22 protein-coding genes and 1 pseudogene are annotated in these 25,654 nt (G+C 64.3%); 16 read left to right on the top strand and 7 right to left on the bottom strand.

The genetic code is table 11. The annotated features are described in order from the left end of the window. The first annotated feature begins 18 nt into the window (after positions 1 to 18). The 5 genes from ACFLEY_RS18950 (at position 19) to ACFLEY_RS18970 (ending at position 4,495) form a co-directional block, all read left to right on the top strand. Positions 19 to 1,188 (top strand): acetyl-CoA acetyltransferase, encoded by a 1,170-nt coding sequence (locus ACFLEY_RS18950; protein ID WP_011086701.1) that lies wholly within the window; start codon positions 19 to 21, stop codon positions 1,186 to 1,188. Between the two features lie 120 nt (positions 1,189 to 1,308). Then, entirely contained in the window at positions 1,309 to 1,515 is a 207-nt protein-coding gene (locus tag ACFLEY_RS18955) for a hypothetical protein (RefSeq protein ID WP_011086702.1), read from the top strand. A 118-nt stretch (positions 1,516 to 1,633) separates the two neighbouring features. Beyond that, entirely contained in the window at positions 1,634 to 2,833 is a 1,200-nt protein-coding gene (locus tag ACFLEY_RS18960; protein WP_396604716.1) for a CaiB/BaiF CoA transferase family protein, read from the top strand. 169 nt (positions 2,834 to 3,002) lie between these two features. Further along, entirely contained in the window at positions 3,003 to 4,139 is a 1,137-nt protein-coding gene (locus tag ACFLEY_RS18965) for a thiolase family protein (protein WP_060911620.1), read from the top strand. Beyond that, complete coding sequence (locus tag ACFLEY_RS18970) at positions 4,136 to 4,495, top strand: Zn-ribbon domain-containing OB-fold protein (RefSeq protein ID WP_060911621.1); 360 nt, start codon at positions 4,136 to 4,138, stop codon at positions 4,493 to 4,495. The genes ACFLEY_RS18965 and ACFLEY_RS18970 overlap by 4 nt, the downstream gene beginning before the upstream one ends. Before the next feature lie 456 nt (positions 4,496 to 4,951). Here the strand turns inward: ACFLEY_RS18970 and ACFLEY_RS18975 are convergent, their stop codons facing one another. Then, positions 4,952 to 5,710, bottom strand: a complete 759-nt coding sequence (locus ACFLEY_RS18975) for a FadR/GntR family transcriptional regulator (protein WP_060911622.1) — start codon at positions 5,708 to 5,710, stop codon at positions 4,952 to 4,954. Between the two features lie 129 nt (positions 5,711 to 5,839). Here ACFLEY_RS18975 and ACFLEY_RS18980 point away from each other — a divergent pair, with 129 nt between their 5' ends. From ACFLEY_RS18980 to ACFLEY_RS19000, 5 genes are all read left to right on the top strand, one after another. After that, positions 5,840 to 7,231, top strand: a complete 1,392-nt coding sequence (locus ACFLEY_RS18980; protein WP_309142092.1) for an aspartate aminotransferase family protein — start codon at positions 5,840 to 5,842, stop codon at positions 7,229 to 7,231. A gap of 20 nt (positions 7,232 to 7,251) precedes the next feature. Beyond that, the gene (locus tag ACFLEY_RS18985; RefSeq protein ID WP_211433752.1) at positions 7,252 to 8,856 is read left to right on the top strand and encodes an ABC transporter substrate-binding protein; all 1,605 of its coding nucleotides are present in this window, start codon (positions 7,252 to 7,254) and stop codon (positions 8,854 to 8,856) included. Between the two features lie 13 nt (positions 8,857 to 8,869). After that, a complete protein-coding gene (locus tag ACFLEY_RS18990) occupies positions 8,870 to 11,035 on the top strand; it encodes a N,N-dimethylformamidase beta subunit family domain-containing protein (protein WP_211433753.1) in 2,166 nt (721 codons plus the stop codon). Between the two features lie 164 nt (positions 11,036 to 11,199). Continuing rightward, complete coding sequence (locus tag ACFLEY_RS18995; protein WP_028170970.1) at positions 11,200 to 11,727, top strand: carboxymuconolactone decarboxylase family protein; 528 nt, start codon at positions 11,200 to 11,202, stop codon at positions 11,725 to 11,727. A gap of 26 nt (positions 11,728 to 11,753) precedes the next feature. Further along, entirely contained in the window at positions 11,754 to 12,056 is a 303-nt protein-coding gene (locus ACFLEY_RS19000; RefSeq protein ID WP_027543134.1) for a nucleoside triphosphate pyrophosphohydrolase family protein, read from the top strand. 16 nt (positions 12,057 to 12,072) lie between these two features. On the opposite strand, the gene glsA is transcribed toward ACFLEY_RS19000, so the two are convergent. From glsA to ACFLEY_RS19020, 4 genes are all read right to left on the bottom strand, one after another. Beyond that, positions 12,073 to 13,914 carry a glutaminase A gene (gene glsA / locus ACFLEY_RS19005; protein ID WP_060913050.1) on the bottom strand — a complete coding sequence of 614 codons (1,842 nt, stop codon included), beginning with the start codon at positions 13,912 to 13,914 and terminating at the stop codon, positions 12,073 to 12,075. 20 nt (positions 13,915 to 13,934) lie between these two features. Beyond that, positions 13,935 to 16,010 carry a TRAP transporter permease gene (locus ACFLEY_RS19010; protein ID WP_211433754.1) on the bottom strand — a complete coding sequence of 692 codons (2,076 nt, stop codon included), beginning with the start codon at positions 16,008 to 16,010 and terminating at the stop codon, positions 13,935 to 13,937. A gap of 36 nt (positions 16,011 to 16,046) precedes the next feature. After that, positions 16,047 to 17,213, bottom strand: coding sequence for a TAXI family TRAP transporter solute-binding subunit (locus ACFLEY_RS19015; RefSeq protein WP_060911627.1), 1,167 nt, complete (start codon positions 17,211 to 17,213; stop codon positions 16,047 to 16,049). Between the two features lie 314 nt (positions 17,214 to 17,527). Further along, on the bottom strand, positions 17,528 to 17,749 hold the full coding sequence (locus ACFLEY_RS19020; RefSeq protein ID WP_011086715.1) for a biotin/lipoyl-containing protein: 222 nt from the start codon (positions 17,747 to 17,749) through the stop codon (positions 17,528 to 17,530). 94 nt (positions 17,750 to 17,843) lie between these two features. On the opposite strand from ACFLEY_RS19020, the gene ACFLEY_RS19025 reads away from it, so the two are divergent. From ACFLEY_RS19025 to ACFLEY_RS19045, 5 genes are all read left to right on the top strand, one after another. Beyond that, positions 17,844 to 18,818: an IclR family transcriptional regulator gene (locus ACFLEY_RS19025; RefSeq protein ID WP_060911628.1), complete on the top strand. Its 975-nt coding sequence runs from the start codon at positions 17,844 to 17,846 to the stop codon at positions 18,816 to 18,818. Then, a complete protein-coding gene (locus tag ACFLEY_RS19030; RefSeq protein WP_060911629.1) occupies positions 18,748 to 20,307 on the top strand; it encodes an acyl-CoA carboxylase subunit beta in 1,560 nt (519 codons plus the stop codon). Before ACFLEY_RS19025 ends, ACFLEY_RS19030 begins: the two co-directional genes overlap by 71 nt. Positions 20,308 to 20,718: 411 nt before the next feature. After that, positions 20,719 to 22,128 (top strand): TadE/TadG family type IV pilus assembly protein, encoded by a 1,410-nt coding sequence (locus ACFLEY_RS19035; protein WP_028170976.1) that lies wholly within the window; start codon positions 20,719 to 20,721, stop codon positions 22,126 to 22,128. A gap of 10 nt (positions 22,129 to 22,138) precedes the next feature. Next, the gene (locus ACFLEY_RS19040; RefSeq protein WP_011086719.1) at positions 22,139 to 22,696 is read left to right on the top strand and encodes a TadE/TadG family type IV pilus assembly protein; all 558 of its coding nucleotides are present in this window, start codon (positions 22,139 to 22,141) and stop codon (positions 22,694 to 22,696) included. 3 nt (positions 22,697 to 22,699) lie between these two features. Next, the gene (locus tag ACFLEY_RS19045; RefSeq protein ID WP_060911630.1) at positions 22,700 to 23,359 is read left to right on the top strand and encodes a TadE/TadG family type IV pilus assembly protein; all 660 of its coding nucleotides are present in this window, start codon (positions 22,700 to 22,702) and stop codon (positions 23,357 to 23,359) included. Between the two features lie 144 nt (positions 23,360 to 23,503). On the opposite strand, the gene ACFLEY_RS19050 is transcribed toward ACFLEY_RS19045, so the two are convergent. Further along, positions 23,504 to 24,142, bottom strand: a complete 639-nt coding sequence (locus tag ACFLEY_RS19050) for a glutathione S-transferase family protein (protein ID WP_396604717.1) — start codon at positions 24,140 to 24,142, stop codon at positions 23,504 to 23,506. Positions 24,143 to 24,505: 363 nt separating this feature from the next. Here ACFLEY_RS19050 and ACFLEY_RS19055 point away from each other — a divergent pair, with 363 nt between their 5' ends. Further along, positions 24,506 to 25,051, top strand: coding sequence for a hypothetical protein (locus ACFLEY_RS19055; RefSeq protein ID WP_060911632.1), 546 nt, complete (start codon positions 24,506 to 24,508; stop codon positions 25,049 to 25,051). A gap of 192 nt (positions 25,052 to 25,243) precedes the next feature. On the opposite strand, the pseudogene ACFLEY_RS19060 reads toward ACFLEY_RS19055, so the two are convergent. Next, positions 25,244 to 25,567, bottom strand: a pseudogene (locus ACFLEY_RS19060) (DUF3734 domain-containing protein); the annotation flags it as partial. Positions 25,568 to 25,654 lie beyond the last annotated feature (87 nt).

A 25,654-nucleotide genomic window follows, 5' to 3' on the forward strand; every position in this document is an offset into this window, starting at 1 on the left:
TTCCAGGGAGAAAAGACCATGACTGCCAGCATCGTCGGATGGGCGCATACGCCGTTCGGCAAGTTTGACACCGAGACCGTCGAAAGCCTCGTCGTCCGCGTGGCCAATGAGGCGCTGGCGGATGCCGGCATTTCGGCCGGCGACGTCGACGAGATCGTGCTGGGTCATTTCAACGCCGGCTTCTCGCCGCAGGATTTCACCGCTTCCCTGGTGCTCCAGGCCGACCCGAAGCTGCGTTTCAAGCCGGCAACCCGCGTCGAGAACGCCTGTGCGACCGGCTCTGCCGCGGTGCACCAAGGCCTGCGCGCGATTGCCGCAGGTGCGGCCAGGATCGTGCTCGTCGTCGGCGTCGAGCAGATGACCCGCACGCCGGGGCCGGAGATCGGCAAGAACCTGCTCAAGGCGTCCTACCTGCCCGAGGACGGCGACACGGTGGGCGGCTTTGCCGGCGTGTTCGGCAAGATTGCCAGCTCCTACTTCCAGAAATACGGCGACCAGTCCGATGCGCTGGCGCTGATCGCGGCCAAGAACCACAAGAACGGCGTCGCCAATCCCTTCGCGCAGATGCGCAAGGATTTTGGCTTCGAGTTCTGCCGCGCCGAGAGCGAGAAGAACCCTTACGTCGCCGGCCCCCTGAAGCGCACCGATTGCTCGCTCGTCTCCGACGGCGCCGCGGCGCTGATTCTGGCCGACGCCGAAACCGCCAAGGGCATGAGCAAGTCGATCGGTTTCCGCGCCACCGCGCACGCCCAGGACTTTTTGCCCATGTCCAAGCGCGACATCCTCCAGTTCGAGGGCTGCACGGTCGCCTGGCAACGGGCGCTGGAGAAGGCGGGCGTCGCGCTCACCGATCTCTCCTTCGTCGAGACCCATGACTGCTTCACCGTCGCCGAGCTGATCGAATACGAAGCGATGGGCCTGACGCCGAAGGGGCAGGGCGCCCGCGCCATCAAGGAAGGCTGGACGCTCAAGGACGGCAAGCTGCCGGTCAATCCGTCCGGCGGGTTGAAGGCCAAGGGCCACCCGATCGGTGCCACCGGCGTTTCCATGCACGTGATGACCGCGATGCAGCTTGCGGGTCAGGCGCCCGAGGGCATGCAGCTCAAAAATGCAAAACTCGGCGGCATCTTCAACATGGGCGGTGCAGCGGTTGCCAACTACGTCTCCGTGCTGGAGCCGCTGAAGTAAGGCTTGTAGGGTGGGCAAAGGCGCGAAGCGCGGTGCCCACCTTCTTTCTTTATTGCGCTAGATCATGGTGGCCCCGCCCGGGCCCCTTAAAGCTCTTGATTGATTTGCAGGGAATGCATCATGAGCAATGACTACGAAGACTCGCTGTCGATGGACGCACTCAACGATCGCATCGCGATCCTCGAGGACAATATCAGGCAGCTCATCGAGCAGGCCGCGGCCGCTTCCGGCGAGCAGAACGAGTCGCGCATCGCGGACCGGATCAGCCAGCAGAACGAAGAGCTCGACCGGCTGCTGAAGATCCGGGAATCCCGCGAGAAGAAATAGCGGCCGCGCCACCACGCATGCAGCCATACGCCGGCCGCCCTTGCGCGCGCGGCGTCGCTGCCGTTAGCTGGACCGAAATCGCGGGCTGAGCCGAGCCCGCGCAATCGGGAGCGAACGAATGGGGCCGCTGAAGGGCATCAAGGTCGTCGACATGACCACCGTGCTGATGGGGCCCTATGCGACCCAGATGCTCGGCGACTACGGTGCCGACGTGATCAAGGTGGAGTCGCTGGACGGCGACGTCACCCGCCTGATCGGCCCGATGCGCCACGCCGGCATGGGCCCGGTGTTTCTCAACACCAACCGCAGCAAGCGTTCGATCTGCCTCGATCTGAAGAAGCCTTCGGGGCGCGATGCCGTGCTGCGCCTGCTCCGGGACGCCGACGTTCTCGTCTACAACGTCCGCCCGCAGGCGATGGCGCGGCTCCAGCTCGGCTATGACGTCGTCTCGGAGATCAATCCGCGCCTCGTTTATGCCGGCGTGTTCGGCTTCGGCCAGGACGGGCCCTATGCGGCCAAACCCGCCTATGACGATCTGATCCAGGGTGCCACCGCGCTGCCGGCGCTGATGGCGCAGACGGGCGACGGCGTGCCGCGCTACGTGCCCAACGCGCTGGTCGACCGCATCGTCGGCCTCACTGCCGTCGGCGCGATCTGCGCCAGCCTCGTGCACCGCGACCGCACCGGGCGCGGCCAGCGCGTCGACATCCCGATGTTCGAGACCATGGCCGGCTTCGTCATGGGCGACCACATGGGCGGGCTCACCTTCGAGCCGCCGCTCGACAAGGGCGGCTATGCCCGCCACCTCTCGCGCGACCGCAGGCCCTACAAGACGTCGGACGGCTATCTCAGTGTCATCGTCTACAATGACAAGCAGTGGGAAAACTTCTTCAAGGCGACGGGTCGCGACGATCTGCGCGCCGACCCCAAATTCGCGACCTTCGCCGGCCGCGCCAATAATATCGACGTCGTCTATGCCGAGCTCGCCCGCATCTTCGAGACGCGCACGACAGCCGAATGGATCGACCTGCTGACCAAGGCCGACGTGCCGGTCATGCCGATGCACGACCTCGCCTCGATGCTGCACGACGAGCATCTCGAGGCGACCGGCTTCTTCCCGGTCGTGAACCATCCCACCGAGGGCCCGATCCGCAGCATGAAGGTGATGGCGAGCTGGTCGGAGACCGAGGCCGAGACCACCAGGCTTGCGCCGCGTCTCAACGAGCACGGCGCGGAGATACTGAAGGAGATCGGCTATTCCGCCGACGAGATCGCAGCCATGGTCCGCGACGGCGTGACGCGCTCCGCGCCGGAATAGAGGAGGAAGCGATGGCGCAAACCCTCTCATCCGTCATTCCGGGGCGCGACGAAGTCGCGAGCCCGGAATCCATAACCACCATCGGGAGTATGGATTCTCAGGTGCGCAATTGCGCACCGGGGCTCGCGCCTAAAGAAGGCGCGCCCCGGAATGACGGGGAGGAGAGAGCATGAGCTTCATCACCGGCGTCGGCCTCACGCCGTACGGCAAGCACGAAGGCTCATCCTCGCTCGACCTGATGAGCAGGGCCGCGCAAGCCGCGCTCGACGATGCCGGGCTGAAGCGTGCCGAGATCGACGGCGTCCTCTGCGGCTACTCCACCGTCTCGCCGCGCATCATGCTGGCGACCGTGTTCGCCGAGCACTTTGGTATCCGCCCGAGCTACGCCCACGCCGTGCAGGTCGGCGGCGCCACGGGGCTGGCGATGACGATGCTCGCGCATCATCTCGTTGAGGCCGGCGTCGCGCGCAATGTGCTCGTCGTCGCCGGCGAGAACCGCCTCACGGGACAGAGCCGCGATGCCTCGATCCAGGCGCTGGCGCAGGTCGGCCATCCCGATTACGAGGTGCCGCTCGGCCCGACCATTCCCGCCTATTACGGCCTCGTTGCTAACAGGTACATGCACGAATATGGCGTGACCGAAGAGGACCTCGCCGAATTCGCGGTGCTGATGCGGGCCCACGCCTGCACCCATCCCGGCGCGCAATTCCGAGATCCCATCACGGTCGCGGACGTCATGGCCTCGAAGCCGGTGGCGATGCCGCTCAAATTGCTCGACTGCTGCCCGGTGTCGGACGGCGGCGCGGCCTTCGTCATCAGCCGCGAGCGGACGGGCGAGGCCGGCGTGCGCATTCGCGGCTGCGCGCAGGCCCACACCCATCAGCACGTCACGGCCGCGCCCGGCTTGAGCGAGCTCGGCGCCGAAATCTCGATCGCGCGCGCCAGGGAGGCCACCGGCCTTGCGATCTCCGACGTGCGCTACGCCGCGATCTACGACAGTTTTACGATCACGCTCGCGATGCTGCTGGAGGACCTCGGCCTTGCCGGTCGCGGCGAGGCGGCGGCCCGCGTACGCTCTGGCCATTATGGCCGCGACGGCGCGATGCCGCTCAACACCCATGGCGGTCTGCTCAGCTACGGCCATTGCGGCGTCGGCGGTGCGATGGCGCATCTGGTCGAGGCGCATTTGCAGATGACGGGGCGGGCGGCGAATCGCCAAGTGCGCGATGCCTCGATCGCACTCCTGCACGGCGACGGCGGCGTGCTGTCGTCCCATGTCAGCATGTTCCTGGAGCGGGTGCGATGAGCGAGCGTCTGGCCGACTGGACCACGGGCGAACGGGCCATCACCTTTCAGACCTGCGGCGCATGCGGTCATGTGCAGTATTTCCCTCGCGCTTTCTGCGCGGCCTGCGGAGGGTCCGGCCCATCCGAGCAGCGCGCCAGCGGCAAGGGCAGGGTCTACGCGACCTCGCTGGTCTGCCGCGCCGCCACGCCCGAGACGCGCGCGCACGTGCCCTACAACATCCTGCTGGTCGATTGTGCCGAGGGTTTTCGCATGATGGCCCACGGCGAGACCGACCTCGCCATCGGCGACGAGGTCAATGCGAGCTTCAAGCCGTTCGCCGGGAAGCTCGTGCCGTTCTTCACCAAAAGCAAATAGCGGGATTTCGTCATTCGGGGGCGGTCCGGAAGACCGAGCCTGGAACGGGTATTCTGGGCCTGGCCTGTGCGAGGGCCACCCCGGAACGACGAAAACTCTTACAACGCTTACAACTCTTACTAGCGCCCGTAGAACAAGATGCTGGCGATGACGAGCATCGCCGTCACCGCCAGCATATGCGCGAGCGCTCCCGAGGCCGCCCCCTTGGTGGCTTCCTTCATGCCTTTTCTCCCTAGACTTGGGCGTGACTCATCGTTGCGCGGCTAGCGCACCCGACGGCCAATTGTTTTTACTCGGAACACCCCTTGCGAGTATCCGCCGCGATTTGTCCCCACGCGGCGAATATCGACTGTGCCAAGCTCGATCAGCAATGCGGCGGCATTTTGACTCGATGATGTTGCTCTTGCGGTCGCGCAGCACAGGGTTTGCGAAAACTTGCTTCAACCGCAAAAAGTTTCATCTGGCCTTCTTGGGAGGATTCGCGGGCGCCTTGGTCGTGGCCATCGATCTGGCATTCGAAGCCTCCATCAGCGCATCCCTGATGTTGGTGAGGTGACGCGTCATGGCGAGGCTCGCCTTGCGTGGGTTCCTCGCTTGAACGGCTTCGAAGATGGCCTCGTGATCCCTGCGCCACATGGGACGATAGTCCTCCATCTGCATGTGGTTGTGATTTTCCTGCCAGATGCCGGACTCGGTTTGCGCGCGCCACAGCGAGTCGCTGATCTGCACCAGCGCGCCGTTCCCCGTCGCCTCGGCCAGCGCCATGTGGAAACGGTGATCCGACGTGTCGGCCTCGCGTCCCTGCGCATGTTCCCAGCGCATCATGGCGAGCGCTTCGGCGAGCTGCGCGAAGGTGGCTTCGGTGCCGCGCTGCGCCGCGATCGCGGCGATCTGCGGCTCGATGAGCTGGCGCGCTTCCAGGTTCTCGAACGGCCCGAAACCTTCGAGCGCGTGCACGTCGGGTGCTTCCTGACGACTGATCACATAGACGCCGCTGTTGCTGCGTACCTTCAGCATGCCGGCCATCGCCAGCGACAGGATGGCCTCGCGCACCGTCGGCCGCGACACGCCAAAGGCCTTCGCGAGATCGCGCTCTGCCGGCAGGCGCTGGCCGATCCGGTAACTCGCCTGGATCATCGCAGCAATGCGCCGGGCGACGATCTCGAAGCTGCGTTCAGGCTTAGACGGGGGATCGTGCAACATCTTCGTGCTCATCAGCTCTTTATTTGAGTTTGACAAGCTGCCGCACGAAAGCCAAGCTGGTCAGACCAATTTGGACTGACCAGTTTCGCACGCGACCGGGGTTGGGAATGCTCCGTCGGTGGGACGATGGAGGCTGCGCGCGTGTTCGACAGCAAGCCCAATTCAGCCGAGGCGCGCGACATCGCGTTCCATCTGCACTCGCAGACCAACCCACAGCGTCATGCAGAAATCGGACCGCTGATCATGGCGCGCGGCGAGGGCGTCCATGTCTATGACGCGAGCGGCAAGCGTTATCTGGAAGCGATGGCCGGGCTCTGGTGCACCTCGCTCGGCTTTTCCGAGACGCGGCTCAAGGCCGCAGCAGCGACGGCCTACGACAAGTTCGGCTTCTATCACAGCTTCAATCACAAGACGCCGGATAACACGATCGAGCTTGCCGAGAAGCTGGTCGAAATCTCGCCGATCCCGGATGCGCAGGCCTATTTCGCCACCTCAGGCTCGGAAGCCACCGAGACGATGGTGAAGCTTGCCTGGGTGTATCACGCGGTTCACGGCAAGCCCGGGAAGCGGAAGATCATCGCCCGCGATCGCGGTTTCCATGGCTCGACGATCGTTGCGGCCTCGATGTGCGGCCTGCCGCGCATGCATCGTGAATTCGGCCTCCCGCTCGACGGTTTCCTGCACACGCATTGCCCGGATGCCTATCGCGGCACCAGGCCGGGCGAGAGCGAGGCGGCGTTCGTCGATCGCCTTGCCGCCGATCTCGAAGCGCTGATCATGGCCGAAGGGCCTGATACGATCGCAGCCTTCATCGCCGAGCCGATCAACGCCGGCGGCGGCATCGTCGTGCCGCCGAAGGGATATTTCGCTGCGATCGAGGCGGTGCTCCGCCGTCACGACATCCTGGTGCTTGGCGACGAGGTGGTCTGCGGCTTCGGCCGCACCGGCAACTGGTTCGGCTGCGAGACGGTCGGCATGAAGCCGGACATGGTGGCGCTCGCCAAGGGCATCACCTCGTCCTACTTCCCGATGTCAGCGGTGTTGCTGGGACGTCCTATCCGGGATGCACTCAGCGAGATCAACAAGGGCGGTGAGCTGTTCGGCCACGGCTTCACCAATTCCGGACACCCGGTCGGCGCGGCCATCGCGCTCGAGACATTGAAGATCTATCACGAGATGGATGTGGTCCCGCATGTCCGCCGCATGGGCAGCCGGCTCCGCGCCGGGCTGGAGCAGATCGCGCGGGATTCGCGCATCGTCGGGCAGGTGCGCGGCGAGGGATTGATGATCGGGGTCGAACTCGTCGCCGACCCCGCGACGCGGCAGGCCTTCGATCCCGCGTTGAAGGTCGGCGCGATGTTCGACGCGCTCGCGATCGAGAACGGCCTGATCATCCGCGCGATGGGCGACACGATCGGGTTCTGTCCGCCGCTGATCATCGACGAAGCCGGAGTTGACGAGGCGCTCGACCTTTTCGGGCGGACCTTGTTCAGCGCCGAAGCGAAGCTTGCCGAGAAACGTCCATCCGCGTAACCCGTTGAGGAGACCACAGCATGCGCCGTCGAGACCTGCTCCGATCCACACTGGGCGCCGGTCTCGGCGTCGCCTTGGGCTCGACTTTGCCGATGCCGCGGCTGGCCCGCGCGCAAGCCTCGCGCGTGCTGCGCTTCGTACCGCAGGCCGATGCCGCAATTCTCGATCCGATGATCACCACCGGCCTGGTCAACCGGAACCACGGTTTCCTGATCTGGGATACTCTCTACGGCGTGGATGAGAAATTCCAGGTTCAGCCGCAGATGGTCGCCGGCCATACCGTCGAGAACGACGGCAAGCTCTGGACGATGACGTTGCGGGATGGCTTGAAATTCCACGACGGTGAGCCCGTGCGCGGACGCGACGTGGTGGCGAGCCTGAAACGCTGGGCCTCGCGCGATGCGTTCGGCAATTCGCTCTTCAACCTGGTCGACGAGGTCTCGGCGCCTGATGACAAGACCGTGCGCTGGCGTCTCAAGTCGCCGTTTCCGCTGCTGCCGGAAGCGCTCGGCAAAGTGGGCGCCATCGTTGCCTTCATCATGCCGGAGCGTCTTGCACAGACGGACAGCGTCACGCCGGTCAAGGAGCTGATCGGCTCCGGTCCGTTCAAGTTCCAGGCCGATCAGCACGTGCCCGGCGCGCGTCTGGTCTACACGCGTTTCGACGGCTATGTGCCGCGCCCCGAGGGGACGCCGAGCCTGCTCGCCGGTCCGAAGGTCGCGCATTTCGACCGGGTCGAGTGGCAGGTCATCCCGGATCCCGCGACGGCGGCGGCCGCACTTCAGCAGGGTGAGATCGACTGGTGGGATCAGCCCATCGTCGACCTGTTGCCGAAGCTGAAGGGCAACAAGGCGCTGAATGTCGAGCTGCTCGATCCGATCGGCAATGTCGGCGTGCTGCGTTTCAACCACACGCAGCCGCCCTTCGACAACCCGGCCATCCGCCGCGCGGTGCTCTCCGCCATCAGCCAGAAGGAATTCATGTCCGCGGTCGCGGGCGAGGACAGCAGTCTCTGGCGGGACAAAATCGGCTTCTTCGCGCCCGGCGGCAACATGGCGAACGATGCCGGCATGGAAGCGCTGACCGGCCCCCGGGATATCGCCGCCGCGGCCAAGGCGATCAAGGACGCCGGCTACAAGGGCGAGAAAGTGCTGCTGATGGCGCCGGGCGATTTCCCTGTGATCGGGCAGATGAGCGAAGTCGCGGCCGATCTGTTCCGCAAGCTCGGTTTCAATCTCGACTACGCGGCGATGGACTGGGGCTCGATGCTGCGGCGCATGGGCAACCGCGAGACGCCGGACAAGGGCGGATACAGCGCCTTCTGCACCTATTCCGCGGGTGTCACGCAGCTGAATCCGTCGGCGCATAACTTCATCCGCGGCAGCGGCGACAAGGCAACCTTCGGCTGGGCGAAGAGCGAGAAGCTGGAACAGCTGCGGGATGCCTGGTTCGCCGCTCCCGATGCCGCCGCGCAGGTCAGGATCGGCGTCGAGATGCAGAAGCAGTGCTTTATCGACGTTCCCTATGTTCCGCTTGGTGTCTTCTATCAGCCGACCGCTTACAAGAAGAGCCTGACGGGCATGCTCAAGGGCCTGCCGTTGTTCTGGAACGTGCGCGGGGCCTGAAGAGGGATTTTCGATGCTTCCGATCACCGGCTATGCGGACCGCTGGAGCGTGCGCCCCGGCGACGCCATCAACTTCATGATCGCGGTCAAGGGCGGTGGCCGCTATTCGGCGCGGATCGCCCGCGTGATCTGTGGCGACCCGAACCCGAAGGGGCCCGGCTATCGCGAGATTCCGGTCAAGTGGGATCTCGAAGGCCAGCACGATGGCATCGAGCAGACCATCGCAAAGGGCTCATGGGTCGATGTATCAGCACTGGCGCTGCCGGCAGGCCCGATCGCCTTTGCCGCGACCGTCTGGCCGACCCTGCTCGCCGCGGGCAGGCAGGCCGTGCTGAATTGGGCGGGCGCCAGCGGCGCGCTGACGCTTGGCGTCGGCAAGGCGGGCGCTTTTGCGCGGCTTGTCGTTGGCGAGACAACATTCGAGGTCGAGACCGGCATCGCGCTCACCGAGCGGGCGTGGCACGATATCGCGTGTCTGTTCGACCCGGTGACCGGATCGCTGGCGATCGCACAGGCCCCCCGCAAGATCAGGTTCGACCGCGACGAGCGCGCGACGAAAACGCTGGGCGCGCCGCGCACCGCGTTGGCCGGCATGGGGGCCGTCGCGATTGCGGCGGAGCGCGCAGGGCAAGGCGCAGTCCACCATTTCAACGGCAAGATCGAACGGCCGCGCATCACCGATGGCAGCAACGGCCTTGATGATGTCATCGCCGCGCAAGGCTCTGGAGCCGCGGCCCCGGCCGTCGCCGAATGGGATTTCTCCATCGGCATTCCGACCGACATTGCGACCGACATCGGTCCGTCCAGGGCGCACGGCGTTTGCATCAATTTGCCGACGCGCGCGATGACGGGATCGCGCTGGACAGGCGGCGTGACGCATCGCTGGACAGAGGAGCCGAAGCTCTGGGGCGCGATCCATTTCCACGACGACGATATCGGCGATTCCGGCTGGCAGCCGTCGCTGACCTTCACCGTGCCGGACGACTGGAAGAGCGGCGTCTATGCGCTGCACCTGGAAAAGGACGGCGCGCGCGACAACATCGTCTTCTATGTCCGCGCCCGCATACCGGGATCGCAGGCCAAGGTGGCATTCCTCGCCCCGACCTTCAGTTACACGGTCTATAGCCAGTATCAGAAGAAGGGCAGGCAGGCCCTGATCACGGAGCGGTCGCTCGCCTGGGGCGCGCTGGCGCAGGCGCCGGACGGCCATCCCGAATACGGCGTGTCGCCCTACAACTTCCATTCGGACGGCAGCGGCGTGGTGATGTCGACCATGCGCCGGCCGCTGATCGACAAGCGCGTGAACCAGATCCACCTCGTCGATCCCAGCGACTACGGTTCCGGCCTGTACTGGATCTCCGCCGACAGCGCCATCACCGATCTTCTGACCCGCAAGGGCATCGATTTCGAGGTCATCACCGATCACGACGTCCATGCCGAAGGCGTCGATCTGCTGTCGAAATATTCCGTGGTTCTGACCGGCCAGCATCCGGAGTACCACACGCACGAGACGCTCGATGCGCTCGGTGCCTATATCGGCAATGGCGGCCGCTTCATGTATCTCGGCGGCAACGGCTTCTACTGGAAAGTGGTGCCGCACGCGACGGGCACATGGGCTTTCGAATTGCGACGCGCCGAGGGCGGCATCCGGCTCTGGGAAACGCTCCCCGGCGAGAGCTATCATGCTTTCGACGGGTCCTATGGCGGCCTCTGGCGAAGGCTCGGCCGCCCGCCGCAGGCGCTGGTCGGCGTCGGCTTCAGTACGCAAGGGGAGTACATGGGCTTCCCCTACACCTTCCTCGACGGCATTCTCGATCCCCGCGTCGCATTCATGCGCGAGGGCATCGAGGATCTGGCAAGGCCGGGCGCCAAGCTCGGCGAGCGCGGCTTCATGGGCGGTGGCGCCGCAGGCCACGAACTCGACCGCGCCGACACGCGCCTCGGCACGCCGCATCATGCGATCATCATCGGCCGGGCCGTGCTTGCCGATCCGACCTATCAGCCGGTCAATGAAGAGCGCTACGACCACACCTGGCCGGCGTCGCGCGAGGAGATCATCCGTTCCGACCTGACCTTCTTCGAGACGCCGAATGGCGGCGCGGTCTTTTCCGTCGGCTCGATGAATTTCATCGGTGCGTTGCCGGTTGACGGCTACAACAACGTGCTGCCCTGCTGGTGACCAATATCGTCCGCCGCTTTGCTGATTCCACGCCGTTCCAGGCGCCGAAAGCGTCAACCGCGTAGCGATGACGCGATGCGCGATGATGTTGCGCTTGCGTCAGCGCAAGATTAGTCTTGGGAACTCCGAAAAAACGACAACAAGACCAAGACCCAAGGTGACTGATGGCCCGTATCAACTACAGCGACCCGTCCAAGGCGTCCGATCGCACCCGCGAAATCCTCGACAAGAACCGCCACGCCAACATCTTCCGGATGATGTCGCATTCGCCGAGCTATTTTGAGCAGTACTGCCGGCTCGGCGGCGCCATCCGCCACAAGGGCGAGCTCGACCCGATCGTGCGCGAGCTCGCCATCACGCGCACCGGCATCCTGTGCGAGGCGCCGTACGAGATCGTCGCCCACAAGCGCATCGGCAAGAATGTCGGCGTCACCGACGAGCAGAACGAGGCGCTGGAGAACTGGCAGGCCGCGAGCTGCTTCAATGAGGTGCAACGCGCCGCGCTCGCCTTCACCGACGAGATCGTCAAGCTGAACAAGCCGACGGACGCGACCTTCAAGGCGATCGCATCGAAGCTGACGCCGGCCGCGCTGGTCGAGCTGCAGCTCTCGGTCGGCTTCTACATCATGACGTCGAAATTCCTGGAGACGTTCGAGATCGATCTTCAGCCGGTCACGGAAGTGGTGGGCTGATCCGAAAGCCGGGGCGAGGGATGCCGATGACGATCGATGAATATGCGGCCTGGGCTGCAAGCGTTGCGAAAGTCGATGAGCATCCGTCGAACGAGCGGCTGTCCTATCTCGGGCTCGGCCTCGCCGGTGAATCGGGCGAGGTCGCCGACCACATCAAGAAGCTGCTGCGCGATGACTGGCTCGACAAGGCGGGTCTCGTCGAAGAGCTCGGCGATGTCATCTACTACTGGGCCTGCCTGTGCGCCGCGACCGGCCAGCAGCCATCCGAATTGCTCAAGGCTAGCGCCGCCAAGATCAGGCGGCGGATCAGCGAGGCGGCAAGCCGATAAGCCATGCCGGCGCCGCTCAGGTCGACGTCAGGATGTCCACCTTGGCATTGGCCACAATCAGGCGATCGGCGAGCAGCTGCGCCAGGTTGCGCATGATGCGCTCGCTGGCGTGGGGGTGCTGCTTGCGGAAGCGCTCAAAATCCTTCAGCGGGGCTTCGAAGGCCGTCGCCGCCATGTCGGCGAAGACGTCGGCCGAGCGGGTTTGCTCGAGCAGCGCCATCTCGCCGAACGCCATGCCGGCGGTCAGGGTTGCGAGCCGCACGCCGTCGGGCAGCGTGACATGCACCGCGCCGCTGCGCAGGAAGAACAGGGCATCGGCGGGATCGCCTGTCGTGAGGATCTTTGCGCCGGACTGATAGGTCCTGATGGTGCAGATCGCGCCGAGCTCCGCCAGCTCGTCCGCGCTCAGACCATCCAGCAGCGGCTGCTCGGCAAGCTCGGTGGTCTCGTGAAAATCGATCGAACCGCCATAGCGGTAGACGATCTGGTCTTCGGCCCATTCGATCGCGGTGTCGAGCAGGTAGAAGTCGCGGACGTTCTTCAGCTCCGCGGTCCACTCTCGCAGGGTATTCCACTCCTTCGAGGCACGCCTGACGCCCGATAGCACCACCGTGACGTTCAGCGCGGCGAGCTCCTCGAAAGCCTCGGCCACGAGCCGCGCGCCGGCGCGCGTGGTGGAGGTGACGCGGTGGAGGTCGAAGATCACGAATTGCGGCCGTGGCCGGCCCGCGAGCCGCCGCGACACGTAGTCGACCGCCGACAGCGACAGCGTGCCGACCAGCTCGATGATCCGCACCTCCTGCTCGTGCGCGGCCAGGATCTCGCGCTCCTGCGCGCGGCGCACGCGCCGCGACGGGCTCTTGCCGATGTCGTAGTCGGCGATGACGGCGTTGCGCGCGTCGTCGCTGCGGTTGAGCATGTGCAGGTCGTAATGCGAGGACAGCGCCTCGCAGACCTTGATGCCGCGCACGCTGTTGCCGTGCTTGTCGAGTTTCGGCGAATAGCTGCCGAGCCCGAGCCGGGCAGGGAGCGCCGCCAGAATGCCGCCGCCGACGCCGCTCTTGGCGGGAATGCCGATGCGGTAGATCCATTCGCCGGCATAGTCGTACATGCCGGAAGACGTCATCACCGACAGCGTGCGCGAGATCGCGTAAGCGCTCATCACCTGCTCGCCGGTCACCGGATTGATGCCGCGATTGGCGAGCGTTGCCGCCATCACCGCGATGTCGCGCGCCGTGACCAGCACCGCGCATTGCCGGAAATAGACGTCGAGCACGGCGGCGACGTTGTCCGAGATCACCGCATTGGTCTTCAGGAGATAGCCGATGGCGCGGTTGCGGTCGCCGGTCTGGCTCTCCGAGCTGTAGACGGCCTCGTCCACGGCGAGATCGCGCCCGGCGAAGCGGCTGAGCGCAAGGCGGATCTGCTCGAAGGCCTCCGCGCCCTTGCTGTCGTAGATCAGTCCGGTGCACGCGATCGCGCCGGCATTGACCATCGGGTTGAACGGGTGGTTGTCGGAATTGAGCCGGATCGAGTTGAAGGGATCGCCCGACGGCTCGACGCCGATCGCGCTCTCGACGCGGCCGGCGCCCAAAAGATCCAGCGCCAGCGCGAACACGAACGGCTTTGACATCGACTGGATGGTGAAGGGCACCCTGGAGTCGCCGACCTCGTAGACATGGCCGTCCAGCGTGGCGAGGCTGATGCCAAAATAGGCAGGGTCGGCCTTGCCCAGCTCCGGAATGTAATCGGCCACCGCGCCGGAGGTTTCGGCGGAGAATTCGTTGAGGCAGGTGTCGAGAAACCGCAGCAAGGGCGGCTTCGAGCGGGTCCAGGCGGAGGCGGGCGGCGGTGTCATCGCCTCCTTGTGCAACGCAATCAGGGCACGCGCAACCCGTCCGGTATCGGCCCTTGCCGTCGGATCAACAGCAGGGCGATCAAAATCGTTGGCGCGAGGATCGCAAGGCCCAGCATGGTGACCTGCATCTGCGACAGCGGCATGATTCCGCCGCCGGGGGTCGCCACCACGAATCCGCCGATCACCAGCAGCACGCGGATCGGCCATTCCAGCGCGCCTGCGCCGCGGAGGTCGCCGACGAAGGGCTGGTAGCCCTGGATGCCGCCGCAGATGAACAGCGTGCCGAACGCGGCCAGCGCCATCAGGCCGAGGCCGGCGAGATAGGGGCTCGCCCCCTGCAGCACCAGCGCCGGATTGAGCACGAAGAAGAACGGGATGAAATAGATGATGCTGCCGACCCACATCGATTCCCAGCCCGTCTTCATCGCGAGCGAGCCGGCGATGCCCGCGGCGGCGAAAGAGGCGATCGCAACCGGCGGCGTGATCGACGACAGCATGCCCCAGTAGAAGATGAACATGTGCACCGCCATCCTGTTCAGCCCGAGCTTCTCCAGCGCCGGCGCGACCAGGATGGCGAGGAAGATGTAGCAGGCCGTCGTCGTCAGCCCGAGGCCGAGAATGAGGCTGGTGAGGGCGCACATGCCGAGCAGCAGGAAGGGATTGTCGCCGGCAATATGCAGCAGGTCATTGGCGAGGCTCGACACCACGCCGGTCATCGAGAATGCGCCGATCAGGAGGCCGCAGCCGGCGAGGATGCCGACGAGCTCGACGAAGGTGCGGCCGTTGACCTCGAGGAACTTGCCGATCGTGCCGGGCGTCCAGCGCGTGTCCCTGGAGAAGAACTGGTTGAGCACGAGCAGCAGCGCGGTGGCGTAGAACGGCGCATGACTCTCGCGCTTGAAGTAGAGCAGCATCACGATCAGGAGCGCGATGACGAAGACGTAGTACCAGCCGTCCTTGATCGTATCCATGATCCGCGGCAGCTCGGCGCGCGGAATGCCCTTCAGCCCGTGGCGCGCCGCGTAGGCGTCAACCTGCATGAACAGGCCGACATAATAGAGCGCCGCCGGAATGATCGCGGCGACCGCGACGTCGGCGTAGCTGACATTGAGGAACTGCGCGATCACGAAGGCGGTCGCGCCCATCACCGGCGGCGCCAGCACCGCGCCCGTGGAGGCGCAGGCCTCGATCGCGCCGGCATAGGAGGCGCGAAAGCCGCTCTTCTTCATCACGGGGATGGTCATGGTGCCCGCGGTGAGCACGTTGGAGATGATCGAGCCCGACATCATGCCGAGCAGGCCGCTGGCAAAGATGCAGACCTTCGCCGCGCCGCCGCGGAACGTGCCGCACAGCGCGAAGGCGAGGTTGATGAAGAATTTGCCGGTCCCCGTCATCATCAGCGCGGTGCCGAACACGAGGAAGCCGATCACGGTGTCGGCAAAGGCCTGGATGGGAATGCCGAGCAGGCTCTCGCCCGACAGCACGTGATAGGCGGTGGCCTGCTCCAGCGTCGATTGCGTGCCGCGGAACGGACCTAACCAGCCGGATTCGGCGAACAGCGGATAGACGGTGAAGGGAAACACGCTGAGCAGCAGGCTCCAGCCGCCGGTGCGGCGCAGCGCCTCCATCAGCATCACCCACATCACGAGGCCTGCGGCGATCACGCTGTTCGGCGCGCCGCCGAATTCCCACCCGGCCTCCGCCGCCTTGCGCACGTTCGACATCAACAGCAGCGCGGCCGCGAAGGTCACGACGAAGAAGACGAGGTCGTACCAGGGAATGCGGTCGAGCGGCGCGCGCTCGGTTCCCGGGAAGATCAGGAAGGTGAAGGGCAGCATCAAGGCGATCAGGAGATAAAAATACTCCGTGTTGAGCTGGGTATAGCCGATGAAGAAGCGCAGCGAGAACTGCTGGTTGATGCAGAGCAGGATGGTCGCCGCGGTCGCAGTAACCAGCGTCCAGCGCCAGGCGCCGCGCAACGCGCGCACGCGCGTCACCTCGGCCTCCTGCATGTTGCCGGCGGCGCCGTGCGGATCGTCGAACACGACCCGCTTGGCCTCGTCCTTGGGGGCCGTGGAAACTGAAGCAGACGACATGATCGACCCCGATCGTAGGCAGTTAACCGCTGTGGATTAGTCCTCGAACCCGTTCGGCATGTCGGCTTTCGCAAGCGCAGTGGCGCGCGCCTTCATCCAGCCGTCGAGGAACGCCTTGTCGTCGGACGGCGGACTGGACTTGCCGTAGTCCGCCCAGGCGGCTGCGAGCACCTCTTGCCGCTTGATCAGCTTGTTGTTGTGCGCGTCCTGCGCATCGCTCCATTGCCCGGCTTCCTTCAGTGCCTTCACCGCGCCGGGATGCACCGGCACCACCCAGTTCTTGGTCTGGCGGTCGGCGGCGAGACCGCCGGCGCCGGGCGCGGAGTCCTTGTAGGCGTCGTAGTTCACGATCATCGCCTTGGTGATCGCGTAGACCTGGTCGGGTGCTTGCGAGGCGTAGGTCACGAAGATCGGGTAGGGATAGTTGCCGAGCTCGATCGGCTTGTCCGGCGAGATGCCGGCGCCGCAGGTCGCGACTTGCGGGAAGAAGAACGAGCCGACCTTCTGCATCCGCGCCCAGCCCTCCTTGTCCTTGGCCGGCAGCGGCGGCCAGATCAGGCCGCGCGGCGAGGTCTCGGCTTCCTTGGCGGGGCCGGTGATGGTGGTGCCGAAGGCCGCGTCAGTGTCGTTGTTGATCAGGCCCTTCCACATCGCGCCGTAGCTGGCGAACTCGACGACCTTGACGTCCTTCTGCGTCAACCCGGCGAAGGCGAGCACCGCGAGCGAGTTCTGGTTCAGCGCGGGCGAGCCCACGACGAATCCGACGCGCTTGCCTTTCAGGTCTTTCAGATCTTTCACGCCGGTATCGGCTGCGACGCCAAGCGAACCGCAATTGCAATCGACGCTCGAGAGCAGGATCTGAAGCGACTGCGGCCCCCATTCTTTGCTGCCGAACTCGAACACGCCTTCCTGCGCGAAATAGGTGCCCGATCCCATCGCCGCCGCCGCGGCACGCTTGGCGCGCAGCGGCGCCAGCCGCGCGACGTCGTTGCCTGCGGGGAGCACGCGCACGTCGGTGCTGTACTTGTCCTTCATCATCTTGCCGACGCCGACCGCGATGTTGAAGCCGGCGGTGCCGGTGTCATAGGCGGTGAACGTCAATGTCGGCGGCAGCTTGATGTCTTCGGCCGACGCATAGCGTGTAGACGCAAAAGAAATGCCCGCAACCAAGGCAGGCGCGAGCACGAGCAGCCCACGAAGCATGTTTTCCTCCCAACGTCCTCGCTTGGTTCGCGAAGACCTTCTTGCTTGAAAAGATCATGTCATCCGTATCAGGCGATGGCAACGTCGTACCGCGGAGGTGAAGCGGAGGTCTGACAGATTGTCGCGGACCACTGACGGCGATAGCGCATCGCTCGGCCATGGTTCGAGACGCGCCGTGAGCGGCGCTCCTCACCATGAGGATGTGTGATTTGCTGCGAAAACCAGCCTCATCCCGATGAGCCTGCCAAAAGCAGGCGTCTCGAAGGATGGCCACAAAAAGATTGCGCAACCACGTCAGGCGATGCGCATGCGCTTCAGCTCGCGACGATCGCGATGGCCTGTCCCTCGGCGACGACGTCGTCGAGTTTGACGAGAAGCGATGTGATCGTGCCAGAAGCAGGCGAGGGTACCGGGATCTCCATCTTCATCGCCTCGACCACCACAACGTCGTCACCATCCGCAACGGTTCCTCCAACTTGCACGGGAGTTGCGCAGATACGTCCAGCGACCTCCGTGACGATCTTAATTTCTGGCATGCCATCGCCTTTTTGTTGTCGTCGCAAAATGCCTGAGGTAGCGTCGTCTGCAAGTGGAATTTAATTCCGCACAGCGGAACAGATGGTAGGGAACATGGGACGACGTTCGGAGCGGTTGAGTAGGCAAGGTGCGCTCGCTGGCGAAGCCGGTGAGGGTGATGTCATCCAGGTGGTGTCGCGCGCGTTCGACGTGTTGCGATGCTTCGAGGGCCACGAGGCGCGGCTCGGCAATCTCGAGATTTCAAATCGCTGCGGACTGCCGCGCTCGACCGTGTCGCGGCTCACGCACACGCTGACGCGCATGGGCCAGCTCGTCTATCTGCCGCGCGACCAGAAATATCGCATCGGCCCGAGCGCGGTGGCGATGAGCGCCTCGATGATGAAGGGCGCGCAGCTGCGCAGCATGATCCGGCAACGCCTGCAAGAGGTCGCTGAGCAACTGCCGGGGACGGTCGGCTTTGTGGTCCCCGATCGCTTCCATCTCGTCTATCTCCAGTTCGCGCGATCCGCGACTGCGCTCGGCCTGCATGAAGGCACCGGCAGCCGCATCTCGATGGCCTCGACCGCTGCGGGCGCAGCCTACACCGCGGCGCTGGCGCCCGAGGTCGGCGATGCCTTCATTGCGGACATGGAGCGCGAAGCTCCCGAGGCGGCCAAGATCCTGAAGCCTCGCATCGAAGCCAACCGGCAATCGCTGCGCGAGCGCGGCTATGTCGTGGCCTGCGGCCTCTGGAGCCCGCACATCAACGGCCTCGCGGTGCCGATCTGGTCGCCGCAGTACCAGACCTTCGTCGTCATCACGATCGGCCTTCTGTCCGCGATGTACGACGAGCAGCGTCTGCATGCGGAAGTCGCGCCGCTGATGCTCGCGCTGGGCCGATCGCTGGGCAGCCTGCTCGAGGGTGCGGAAGGCGACGTCTTCAACAACCGTATCCCGCGCAAACCGGTCGCAATGGCCGTGCACAACAATAACAAGCCGATCAATTCGGAGGGAGTGAATGACCTGGAAGCCGGAACTCGACGAGCTCGCCCGGCGCGAAGCCTTCGCGCGGGAGATGGGCGGCGTTGACAAGGTCAAGCGACAGCATGACCAGGGCCGGCTGACTGTTCGGGAGCGCATCGACAAGCTGATCGACAAAGGCAGCTTTCACGAGATCGGTGCCGTCTCCGGCATCGGTGAGTACGATTCCAGCGGCGAGTTGCAGAAGTTGACGCCGGCGAACTGCGTGTTCGGCCGCGCGCGCGTCGACGGCCGCACGGTGGTCGTGGTCGGCGACGATTTCACCGTGCGCGGCGGCTCGGCGGATGCATCGATCTCCGCGAAGCCGCTGATGGCGGAGGAGATGGCGCACGACTTCCGTCTGCCCGTCGTCCGCATCATCGAAGGCTCCGGCGGCGGCGGCTCGGTCAAGACCATCGAGACCAAGGGCGCGGCGAACCTGCCGGGTGGCATCGGCGGCACGCGCTGGTACCGCTTCACGACGGAAAACCTGTCGCAGGTGCCGGTGGTCGCGCTCGGCCTCGGTTCGGTTGCAGGGCTCGGTGCCGCGCGCCTCGCCGCCAGCCACTATTCCATCATGACCCGAAAGTCCGCGATGTTCGTCGCGGGGCCGCCTGTGGTGAAGGCGCTGGGACAGGACCTCTCGAAGGAGGAACTCGGCGGCGCCGACATCCAGACCCGCGCCGGCGCGATTGACCATGCCGTCGACACCGAGGAAGAGGCGTTCGCCTGCGCGCGGCGCTTCCTGTCCTATCTGCCGTCGTCGGTCTACGAGCTGCCGCCGACCTTGCCCTGCACCGACAATCCGGAGCGCACCGAGGAAGCGCTGATGAACGCGGTGCCGCGCAACCGCAAGCAGGTCTACAAGATGCGGCCGATCATCGAGTCCGTTGTCGACAAGGGCTCGTTCTTCGAGGTCGCGAAGAATTTCGGCAAACCAATCATCGTCGGCCTCGCGCGGCTCGAGGGCAGGGCGGTGCTGCTGCTTGCCAGCGACAGTTTTCACTATGGCGGCTCCTGGACGGCGGATGCGTGCCAGAAGGTGGTGCGCTGGGTCGATTTCGCCGAAACCTTCCATCTGCCGATCGTCTATCTCATGGACTGCCCCGGCTTCATGATCGGGCTCGATGCCGAGAAGGCGGCGACCATCCGCCACGGCGTCCGCGTCATGGCCGCGGTCAACCAGACCACCGTGCCCTGGTGCACCGTGATCCTGCGTAACGCGTTCGGCGTCGCCGGCGTGGTGCATCAGCCGGCCGACCGCTTCTCTATCCGCTACGCTTGGCCGTCGGCCTATTGGGGCTCGCTTCCGCTCGAGGGCGGCATCGAAGCGGCCTACCGCGCCGACATCGATGCGGCCGAGGACAAGGCGGCGAAGCTGAGGGAGATCGAGGAGCGGCTGAACAAGCTGCGCTCGCCGTTCCGTTCGGCCGAGAAGTTCTGGGTCGAGGAGATCATCGATCCCAGGAAGACGAGATCGTTGCTCTGCGAGTTCGCAAGGCTGGCCGAGCCGCTGCGAAAAGCCGGACCGCCGACGAACATGACGATCAGGCCGTAGGCGGCCCGGCGCGTCACAGAGGCGGGACATGCGAAAGTCCCGAATCGGACCGACAGGCCCCCCTTGCCATGAGCGGGACGGGTTTTCCGCCGCTTGCGAGCTGCCTGGAGACGGCGCGCGGCCGTGCCTGATAGCGCCGGTCGTGAGGCCGCAACGGGCGTAGGGGGCACCTGTTACCGCTTACCCGCGGGTGTCTGCGATCGCGTTTAACCGACGTTAATGATGCCTTCTCAATATGATACATCCAACCTGTTGCAGCCCATGTTGTGGATTGCTCGTAAGTCTTGATTAAGGGAGCCCTCCGCATATTCCGCCCATGACGGCGAGCGCCGGGATCGAAACCCGGCAGTCGTTTCCGTCGATTTCAGGGGAAGGGCCGCTGCCGTAGCGACGGCAGCCAGGATGAAACTCATGCTCCGCAGCGCAATGCTTCGTTTCGCGAGAGACAGGAAGGCCAACGTCGCCATCATCTTCGCGCTGATGATGGTCCCCACGATCTTTCTACTGGGCATGGCGCTCGACTATACGCTGGCCCTGCGCAAGCGGGAGCAATTGAACGCAGCTGCCGACGCGGCCGCGATCGCGGCCGTGAGGCCGGCGATGCTGACGCAGAGCGACACCACCGTCGTCAAGGCGACCGCGGAAGCCGTCTTCGCAGCGAAGGCGAATCTTCCCGGACTGTCCGCGGTTCCGACACCGACGGTCACTATCGTCGATTCCGGTCTCGCGCGAACCATCACGGTTTCCTACACCGCGCAGTCCACGAACAATTTCCCCGGCGTTCTCGGCAAGCAGACCTGGCAGGTCGCCGGTTCCGCGACGGCGAGGGCGTCGAGCGCGCCCAACATGAATTTCTATCTGCTGATGGATGACTCGCCGTCCATGGGGATCGGCGCGACCACGACCGACATCAGCAATCTCATCAAATACACCGCCCCCGCGTACCAGTCGGCAGGGGGCTCGCAGAACTGCGGCTTCGCCTGTCATGAAACCAATATCGCTCACGACGGCGGGACCAAGGATAACCTCGCGATCGCGCGACAAAGAAATATCACCTTGCGGATCGATCTCGTGACGAGTGCCGTCAACCAGTTGCTGAATAGCTGGTCGAACTGCCCGCAGTCGGGCGTTTCGGGCGGCGTCATGCAGTGCATGTCGGCGTTGAACAACACCACCTACAAAGCGGCGCTCTATACGTTCGATTTGGGTTTGAACGCACTGGCCACACTGACCACCCCGACCAGCGCCGGAACCCAGGTTTCCAACATCGCGCTGATGCCGGTCGCCTACCAGAACTGCGTCGTTGTGACGACCAACTGCAAGACCGACAATGGCACAGATATCGCCGGCGCGCTTAAAAGCCTCAACGACGTCATGCCCACTCCCGGGCTTGGGAGCAACGCGTCGGGAGATACGCCGCAGGAAGTGGTGTTCCTTGTCACCGACGGCGTGGAGGACAAGATCGTCTCGGGCGCTTCGACTTGCCCCAACGCGAGCCTCGCCTCCAACAATCGATGCCAGCAGCCGCTCGACACGACGATCTGCACGACCATCAAGAACCGGGGCATTAAGATCGCTGTCCTCTACACGGAATACTTGCAACTTAAGACCCCCAATATCCCGGTCACGAACAGCTGGTACATGAGCTGGGTGGACCCGTACAACGAGCCTACTTCCTTGACCGGGACCATCGCGCAAAAACTGCAATCATGCGCCTCGCCTGGCTTCTATGCCTCCGTCCAAACCGGTGGCGACATTTCCGACGCGCTGACGAACCTCTTCATCAAGGTGGCGTCAAGCACTGCCAGCCTCGTGCAGTAGAGCAAGCGCCATGACTGGTCCAAAGGCTACAACGAGAACGAGGCGCGGCGGTCGCTGCGCAGCTTTCGCCCGGGACAGCAGGGGTGCCACGGCCGTCGAATTCGCGCTCGTCGCCGCGCCGTTCCTCGCCCTCATCATTGCGCTCATTCAGACGTTCATCGTTTTCTTTGCGCAGGAATTGCTCGAATCCGTGGTGCGTCAATCGGCGCGCCTGGTCATGACGGGACAGGTTCAGTCCGCGCAGATGACGCAGTCCGCATTCAAGCAGAAGGTCTGCGACCAGATCGTGATCTTGTTCAACTGCAGCGGCATCATGGTGGACATGCAGGTCGCCACGTCGTGGACTTCCGCGAACACGGCCATGCCCTCCCTGACCTTCGACGCTACGGGTGCGGTCACCAACACCTGGCAGTTCAATCCCGGCGACTCCGGCGATATCGTCGTCCTCCGGGTGATGTATGTCTGGCCTGTCATGCTCGGGCCACTCGGTTTCAATCTGTCGAATCTTTCCAACGGCAACCGGCTGATCATGGCGTCCGCCGCGTTCCAGAATGAGCCAGGGAGCTGACTGATGATCGCCGGCCTGTCGTTTCGCGCACGGGACCTGTGGACCGACGCTCGCGGCGTTGCGGCGACGGAGTTCGCCATCGTGAGCCCGTTCATGCTGCTGCTCTATATCGGCGGCGTCGAGCTCGGGAACGGGTTGGCCATGAACGTCAAGGTCTCCGCGACCGCGCACAGTGTCGCGGACATGGTTTCGCAGAACACCCAGGTCACAGCGTCCCAGATGACCGGCATCCTTGCCGCTTCGACCGCCATCATGGCGCCTTATGCCGTCAAGAGCGGCAGTACCTCCCTGATGACGATCACGGTCTCCGGAGTCTCGACCGACAGCAAGGGCAATGCGACGGTGCAATGGAGCACGTCGACCAAATCGGGGGCAGCGCGAACCGTGGGTCAGCAGATTACCTTGTCCCAGTTCACCGCCACCGATCCGAAGAATCCCAACAACGCCAACATCTCGCTCATCCTGAGCGAGGTGTCCTATGACTACACGCCCAACCTCGGCTATACGATCGCCGGCACCGTGCAGCTGACCGACAGCTATTACCTGTTCCCGCGCTGCTCGACCAACAGCCCGGCCAACTCGAGCTTCCCATACTACGACGTGAAGTATCCGGCGACGACGACGTGCACATGCGTCCAGCATCTGCAGCAGAAGACCTGCTAGCGTCGCGACGCGGCGCCGGTTAACCGGGATGCAGGCGGGCGATCACGCGCCACTCGACGTCTGTCAGGTCATATCGGCTCATGCCAATCCTGAACCAGACAACCACGCTCGTGGGAATCCCTTCTATGGATTCACGACTTGGCTTTACAACGTCGGTGATCGCTCCGCCCAAGCTTTGGTGGCTTTGCAGGTTTCCATCGCTCGGGCGTAGGCGGGGCGTGTCGTCGTGCGGGCGAGATAGGCACGCTCGACTGAACCCGGGGTATAGTTGCCGGTGCGCAGACCAAGCAGGAGAGCGTAGCTCACTGAAATGTCAGCAGCAGTGAACTGGTCTCCGGCGAGAGATGGACGATTTGCGAGACGCTGGATGACCAATCCCAGCCGGCTGTGAAAGGTCTGTAGTGCCCAGTTTGTGACCCGGGCGTTTCGCTCTGCGGGCGCGAGTGCGCGACCGACGAAGACGGCGTTCATTGGTCCAGCGAGCCCAGCCTCTCCCAAATGGAGGAATTGCAGATAGGCGCCGAAAGCCGGATCATCCGGGGCGACGGCGAGCGGGCTCGGACCGTGGCGGGCAAGCAGGTATTCGAGGATCGCGATCGATTCGACCATGATCATCTCGCCGTCCTGTAGCGCCGGGATAAAGCCGGCGGGGTTGATCGCAAGAAAATCGGGATCATTCTCGACAGCAAGCAGATCGACCGGGCGCAGCCGATAAGCCACTCCCAATTCCTCGAGCAGCCAAACGACACGGAACCCACGACCTTCGCCATAGACAGTGAGCATAATTGAGCGTCCTTACGCTGGCTTTAGCGCCTAAATTCGCGGGAGCGAGATTTCCACTCTGACACGATATGTACAAGGCTCGTCGAATACTCCTGCGCAACGCCTTCGGCGTCGCCGGCGGTCGCGACCTCCCGCTTCCAGCGCAACGCGAAGCTGGTCGCTTGTCGCAAGCGCTGGGAGTGTCAAAGGCGGACGTTCGTACTCTGCGAGTTAATCATTTCGGTCGCAACGTGTGGCTTATGCGGATTGAAGAGAGCGGTCCGCAAATGCTGCCATTTTCTGCCGCCCTTTAGGCCCATTTCAGCCAAACTGTTATCAGTTGCTCATCGACCGGGGCGGGACCTTCCAATTCGGAGTCCTGCAATGTTCAAGCCGGTTCTTTCTGCGTGTCTTTTTGTTGCCGTCAGTTCTATTGCTTCGGAAGCACGACCCAACCGCATTGCTCAAGCGCCCGAATGCAATGTCATCATGCCCTGCGACTTCTCGTCTTCGCAAACGCGCCGCGAGCGCGTTTCCAAGTACTCATCACAGGCGCCCCATTCAAGACAACTCACAATGGTCGCCGCTGGCAACGCCGTTGCGGCGGCGAATGTCCCTGGCGATCGGATCGTCGGCGGTCGACCGGCCGGTTGCCCGTCGTCCTTCTGTGGTTGCGGCGCGGCCCTGCGCGTGTTTGGTCGTATGGTGCCGGAATTGAATCTCGCGGCTAACTGGCTACGTTTTCCGCGCACATCGCCAGCGCCGGGAATGGTGGCGGCACGACGCGGCCACGTGTTCGTCCTGGAGCAGCACCTCGGGGGAGACATCTGGATGGCGTATGACGCCAACTCGGGCGGACACGCAACAAGAATGCACGCGCGTTCCTTGCGGGGGTATACGGTCGTCAACCCGCGCGTCGCGACGCTTTGAGCAAGGCTTCCTGCATCAATGTCGGGCAGGGCATCGGCGACTTGTGTATCCCGCCATGATCACATCATGCCGGTGTCTTGCCCGACGAGTCAAATCGCCTTGCGGACGCGTAAGTCATTGATCCGCCGTGCCTCGGCTACTGTGCATGGGGTTGTTTTCGCGGTTTTTGTTTGCGCCCCCGCTCCACTACCCCTACGCGCTCTCCGTCTCCCGGTGCACGTCGTGCACCACCAGCCCCATGCCTTGCTCGGGCATCTTGATCCGGTCGCGCCGCTTCAGCGTGCGGTTGGTGTCCTCAAAGCCGCTCTGCCAGTGCTCGCGCATCGAGGTGTCCGAGAATTCGTGGTCCTTGGCGTCGCCCTCATAGGCCTTCTGCTGGTAGATCAGATGCAGGATCGCGATCTCGGGTATGTGGCACAGGCTCGCTTTCAACTTGCGCTCTTCCTCGCTCAGTTGTTCCTCCGGCAGCTTCGCCAGGGCCTTGTAGAGCAGGACCTTGAGATTGTGCGTGCGGCGCGCATCACTACATCGCCGATCTGACGTTGCCGTTCGGCCGCGTCGTGCACGACTATATCAGGGAAGCCGAGGCGGCGGCCGCGACGG

It is taken from the genome of Bradyrhizobium sp. YCK136, from assembly GCF_044570075.1.
GTDB classification, from domain to species: Bacteria; Pseudomonadota; Alphaproteobacteria; order Rhizobiales; family Xanthobacteraceae; genus Bradyrhizobium; species Bradyrhizobium diazoefficiens.

What these genes read in the sequence shown, in the direction of transcription:
- ACFLEY_RS18955 (WP_011086702.1), top strand. Translation starts at nt 1,309, where the DNA reads ATGAGCAATGACTACGAAGACTCGCTGTCGATGGACGCACTCAACGAT.
- ACFLEY_RS18995 (WP_028170970.1), top strand. Translation starts at nt 11,200, where the DNA reads ATGGCCCGTATCAACTACAGCGACCCGTCCAAGGCGTCCGATCGCACC.
- glsA (WP_060913050.1), bottom strand. Translation starts at nt 13,914, where the DNA reads ATGACACCGCCGCCCGCCTCCGCCTGGACCCGCTCGAAGCCGCCCTTG.
- ACFLEY_RS18990 (WP_211433753.1), top strand. Translation starts at nt 8,870, where the DNA reads ATGCTTCCGATCACCGGCTATGCGGACCGCTGGAGCGTGCGCCCCGGC.
- ACFLEY_RS18960 (WP_396604716.1), top strand. Translation starts at nt 1,634, where the DNA reads ATGGGGCCGCTGAAGGGCATCAAGGTCGTCGACATGACCACCGTGCTG.
- ACFLEY_RS18975 (WP_060911622.1), bottom strand. Translation starts at nt 5,710, where the DNA reads ATGAGCACGAAGATGTTGCACGATCCCCCGTCTAAGCCTGAACGCAGC.
- ACFLEY_RS19020 (WP_011086715.1), bottom strand. Translation starts at nt 17,749, where the DNA reads ATGCCAGAAATTAAGATCGTCACGGAGGTCGCTGGACGTATCTGCGCA.
- ACFLEY_RS19050 (WP_396604717.1), bottom strand. Translation starts at nt 24,142, where the DNA reads ATGCTCACTGTCTATGGCGAAGGTCGTGGGTTCCGTGTCGTTTGGCTG.
- ACFLEY_RS19000 (WP_027543134.1), top strand. Translation starts at nt 11,754, where the DNA reads ATGACGATCGATGAATATGCGGCCTGGGCTGCAAGCGTTGCGAAAGTC.
- ACFLEY_RS19040 (WP_011086719.1), top strand. Translation starts at nt 22,139, where the DNA reads ATGACTGGTCCAAAGGCTACAACGAGAACGAGGCGCGGCGGTCGCTGC.
- ACFLEY_RS19045 (WP_060911630.1), top strand. Translation starts at nt 22,700, where the DNA reads ATGATCGCCGGCCTGTCGTTTCGCGCACGGGACCTGTGGACCGACGCT.
- ACFLEY_RS19010 (WP_211433754.1), bottom strand. Translation starts at nt 16,010, where the DNA reads ATGTCGTCTGCTTCAGTTTCCACGGCCCCCAAGGACGAGGCCAAGCGG.
- ACFLEY_RS18965 (WP_060911620.1), top strand. Translation starts at nt 3,003, where the DNA reads ATGAGCTTCATCACCGGCGTCGGCCTCACGCCGTACGGCAAGCACGAA.
- ACFLEY_RS19030 (WP_060911629.1), top strand. Translation starts at nt 18,748, where the DNA reads ATGACCTGGAAGCCGGAACTCGACGAGCTCGCCCGGCGCGAAGCCTTC.
- ACFLEY_RS19035 (WP_028170976.1), top strand. Translation starts at nt 20,719, where the DNA reads ATGCTCCGCAGCGCAATGCTTCGTTTCGCGAGAGACAGGAAGGCCAAC.
- ACFLEY_RS19025 (WP_060911628.1), top strand. Translation starts at nt 17,844, where the DNA reads ATGGGACGACGTTCGGAGCGGTTGAGTAGGCAAGGTGCGCTCGCTGGC.
- ACFLEY_RS18970 (WP_060911621.1), top strand. Translation starts at nt 4,136, where the DNA reads ATGAGCGAGCGTCTGGCCGACTGGACCACGGGCGAACGGGCCATCACC.
- ACFLEY_RS18985 (WP_211433752.1), top strand. Translation starts at nt 7,252, where the DNA reads ATGCGCCGTCGAGACCTGCTCCGATCCACACTGGGCGCCGGTCTCGGC.
- ACFLEY_RS19015 (WP_060911627.1), bottom strand. Translation starts at nt 17,213, where the DNA reads ATGCTTCGTGGGCTGCTCGTGCTCGCGCCTGCCTTGGTTGCGGGCATT.
- ACFLEY_RS19055 (WP_060911632.1), top strand. Translation starts at nt 24,506, where the DNA reads ATGTTCAAGCCGGTTCTTTCTGCGTGTCTTTTTGTTGCCGTCAGTTCT.
- ACFLEY_RS18950 (WP_011086701.1), top strand. Translation starts at nt 19, where the DNA reads ATGACTGCCAGCATCGTCGGATGGGCGCATACGCCGTTCGGCAAGTTT.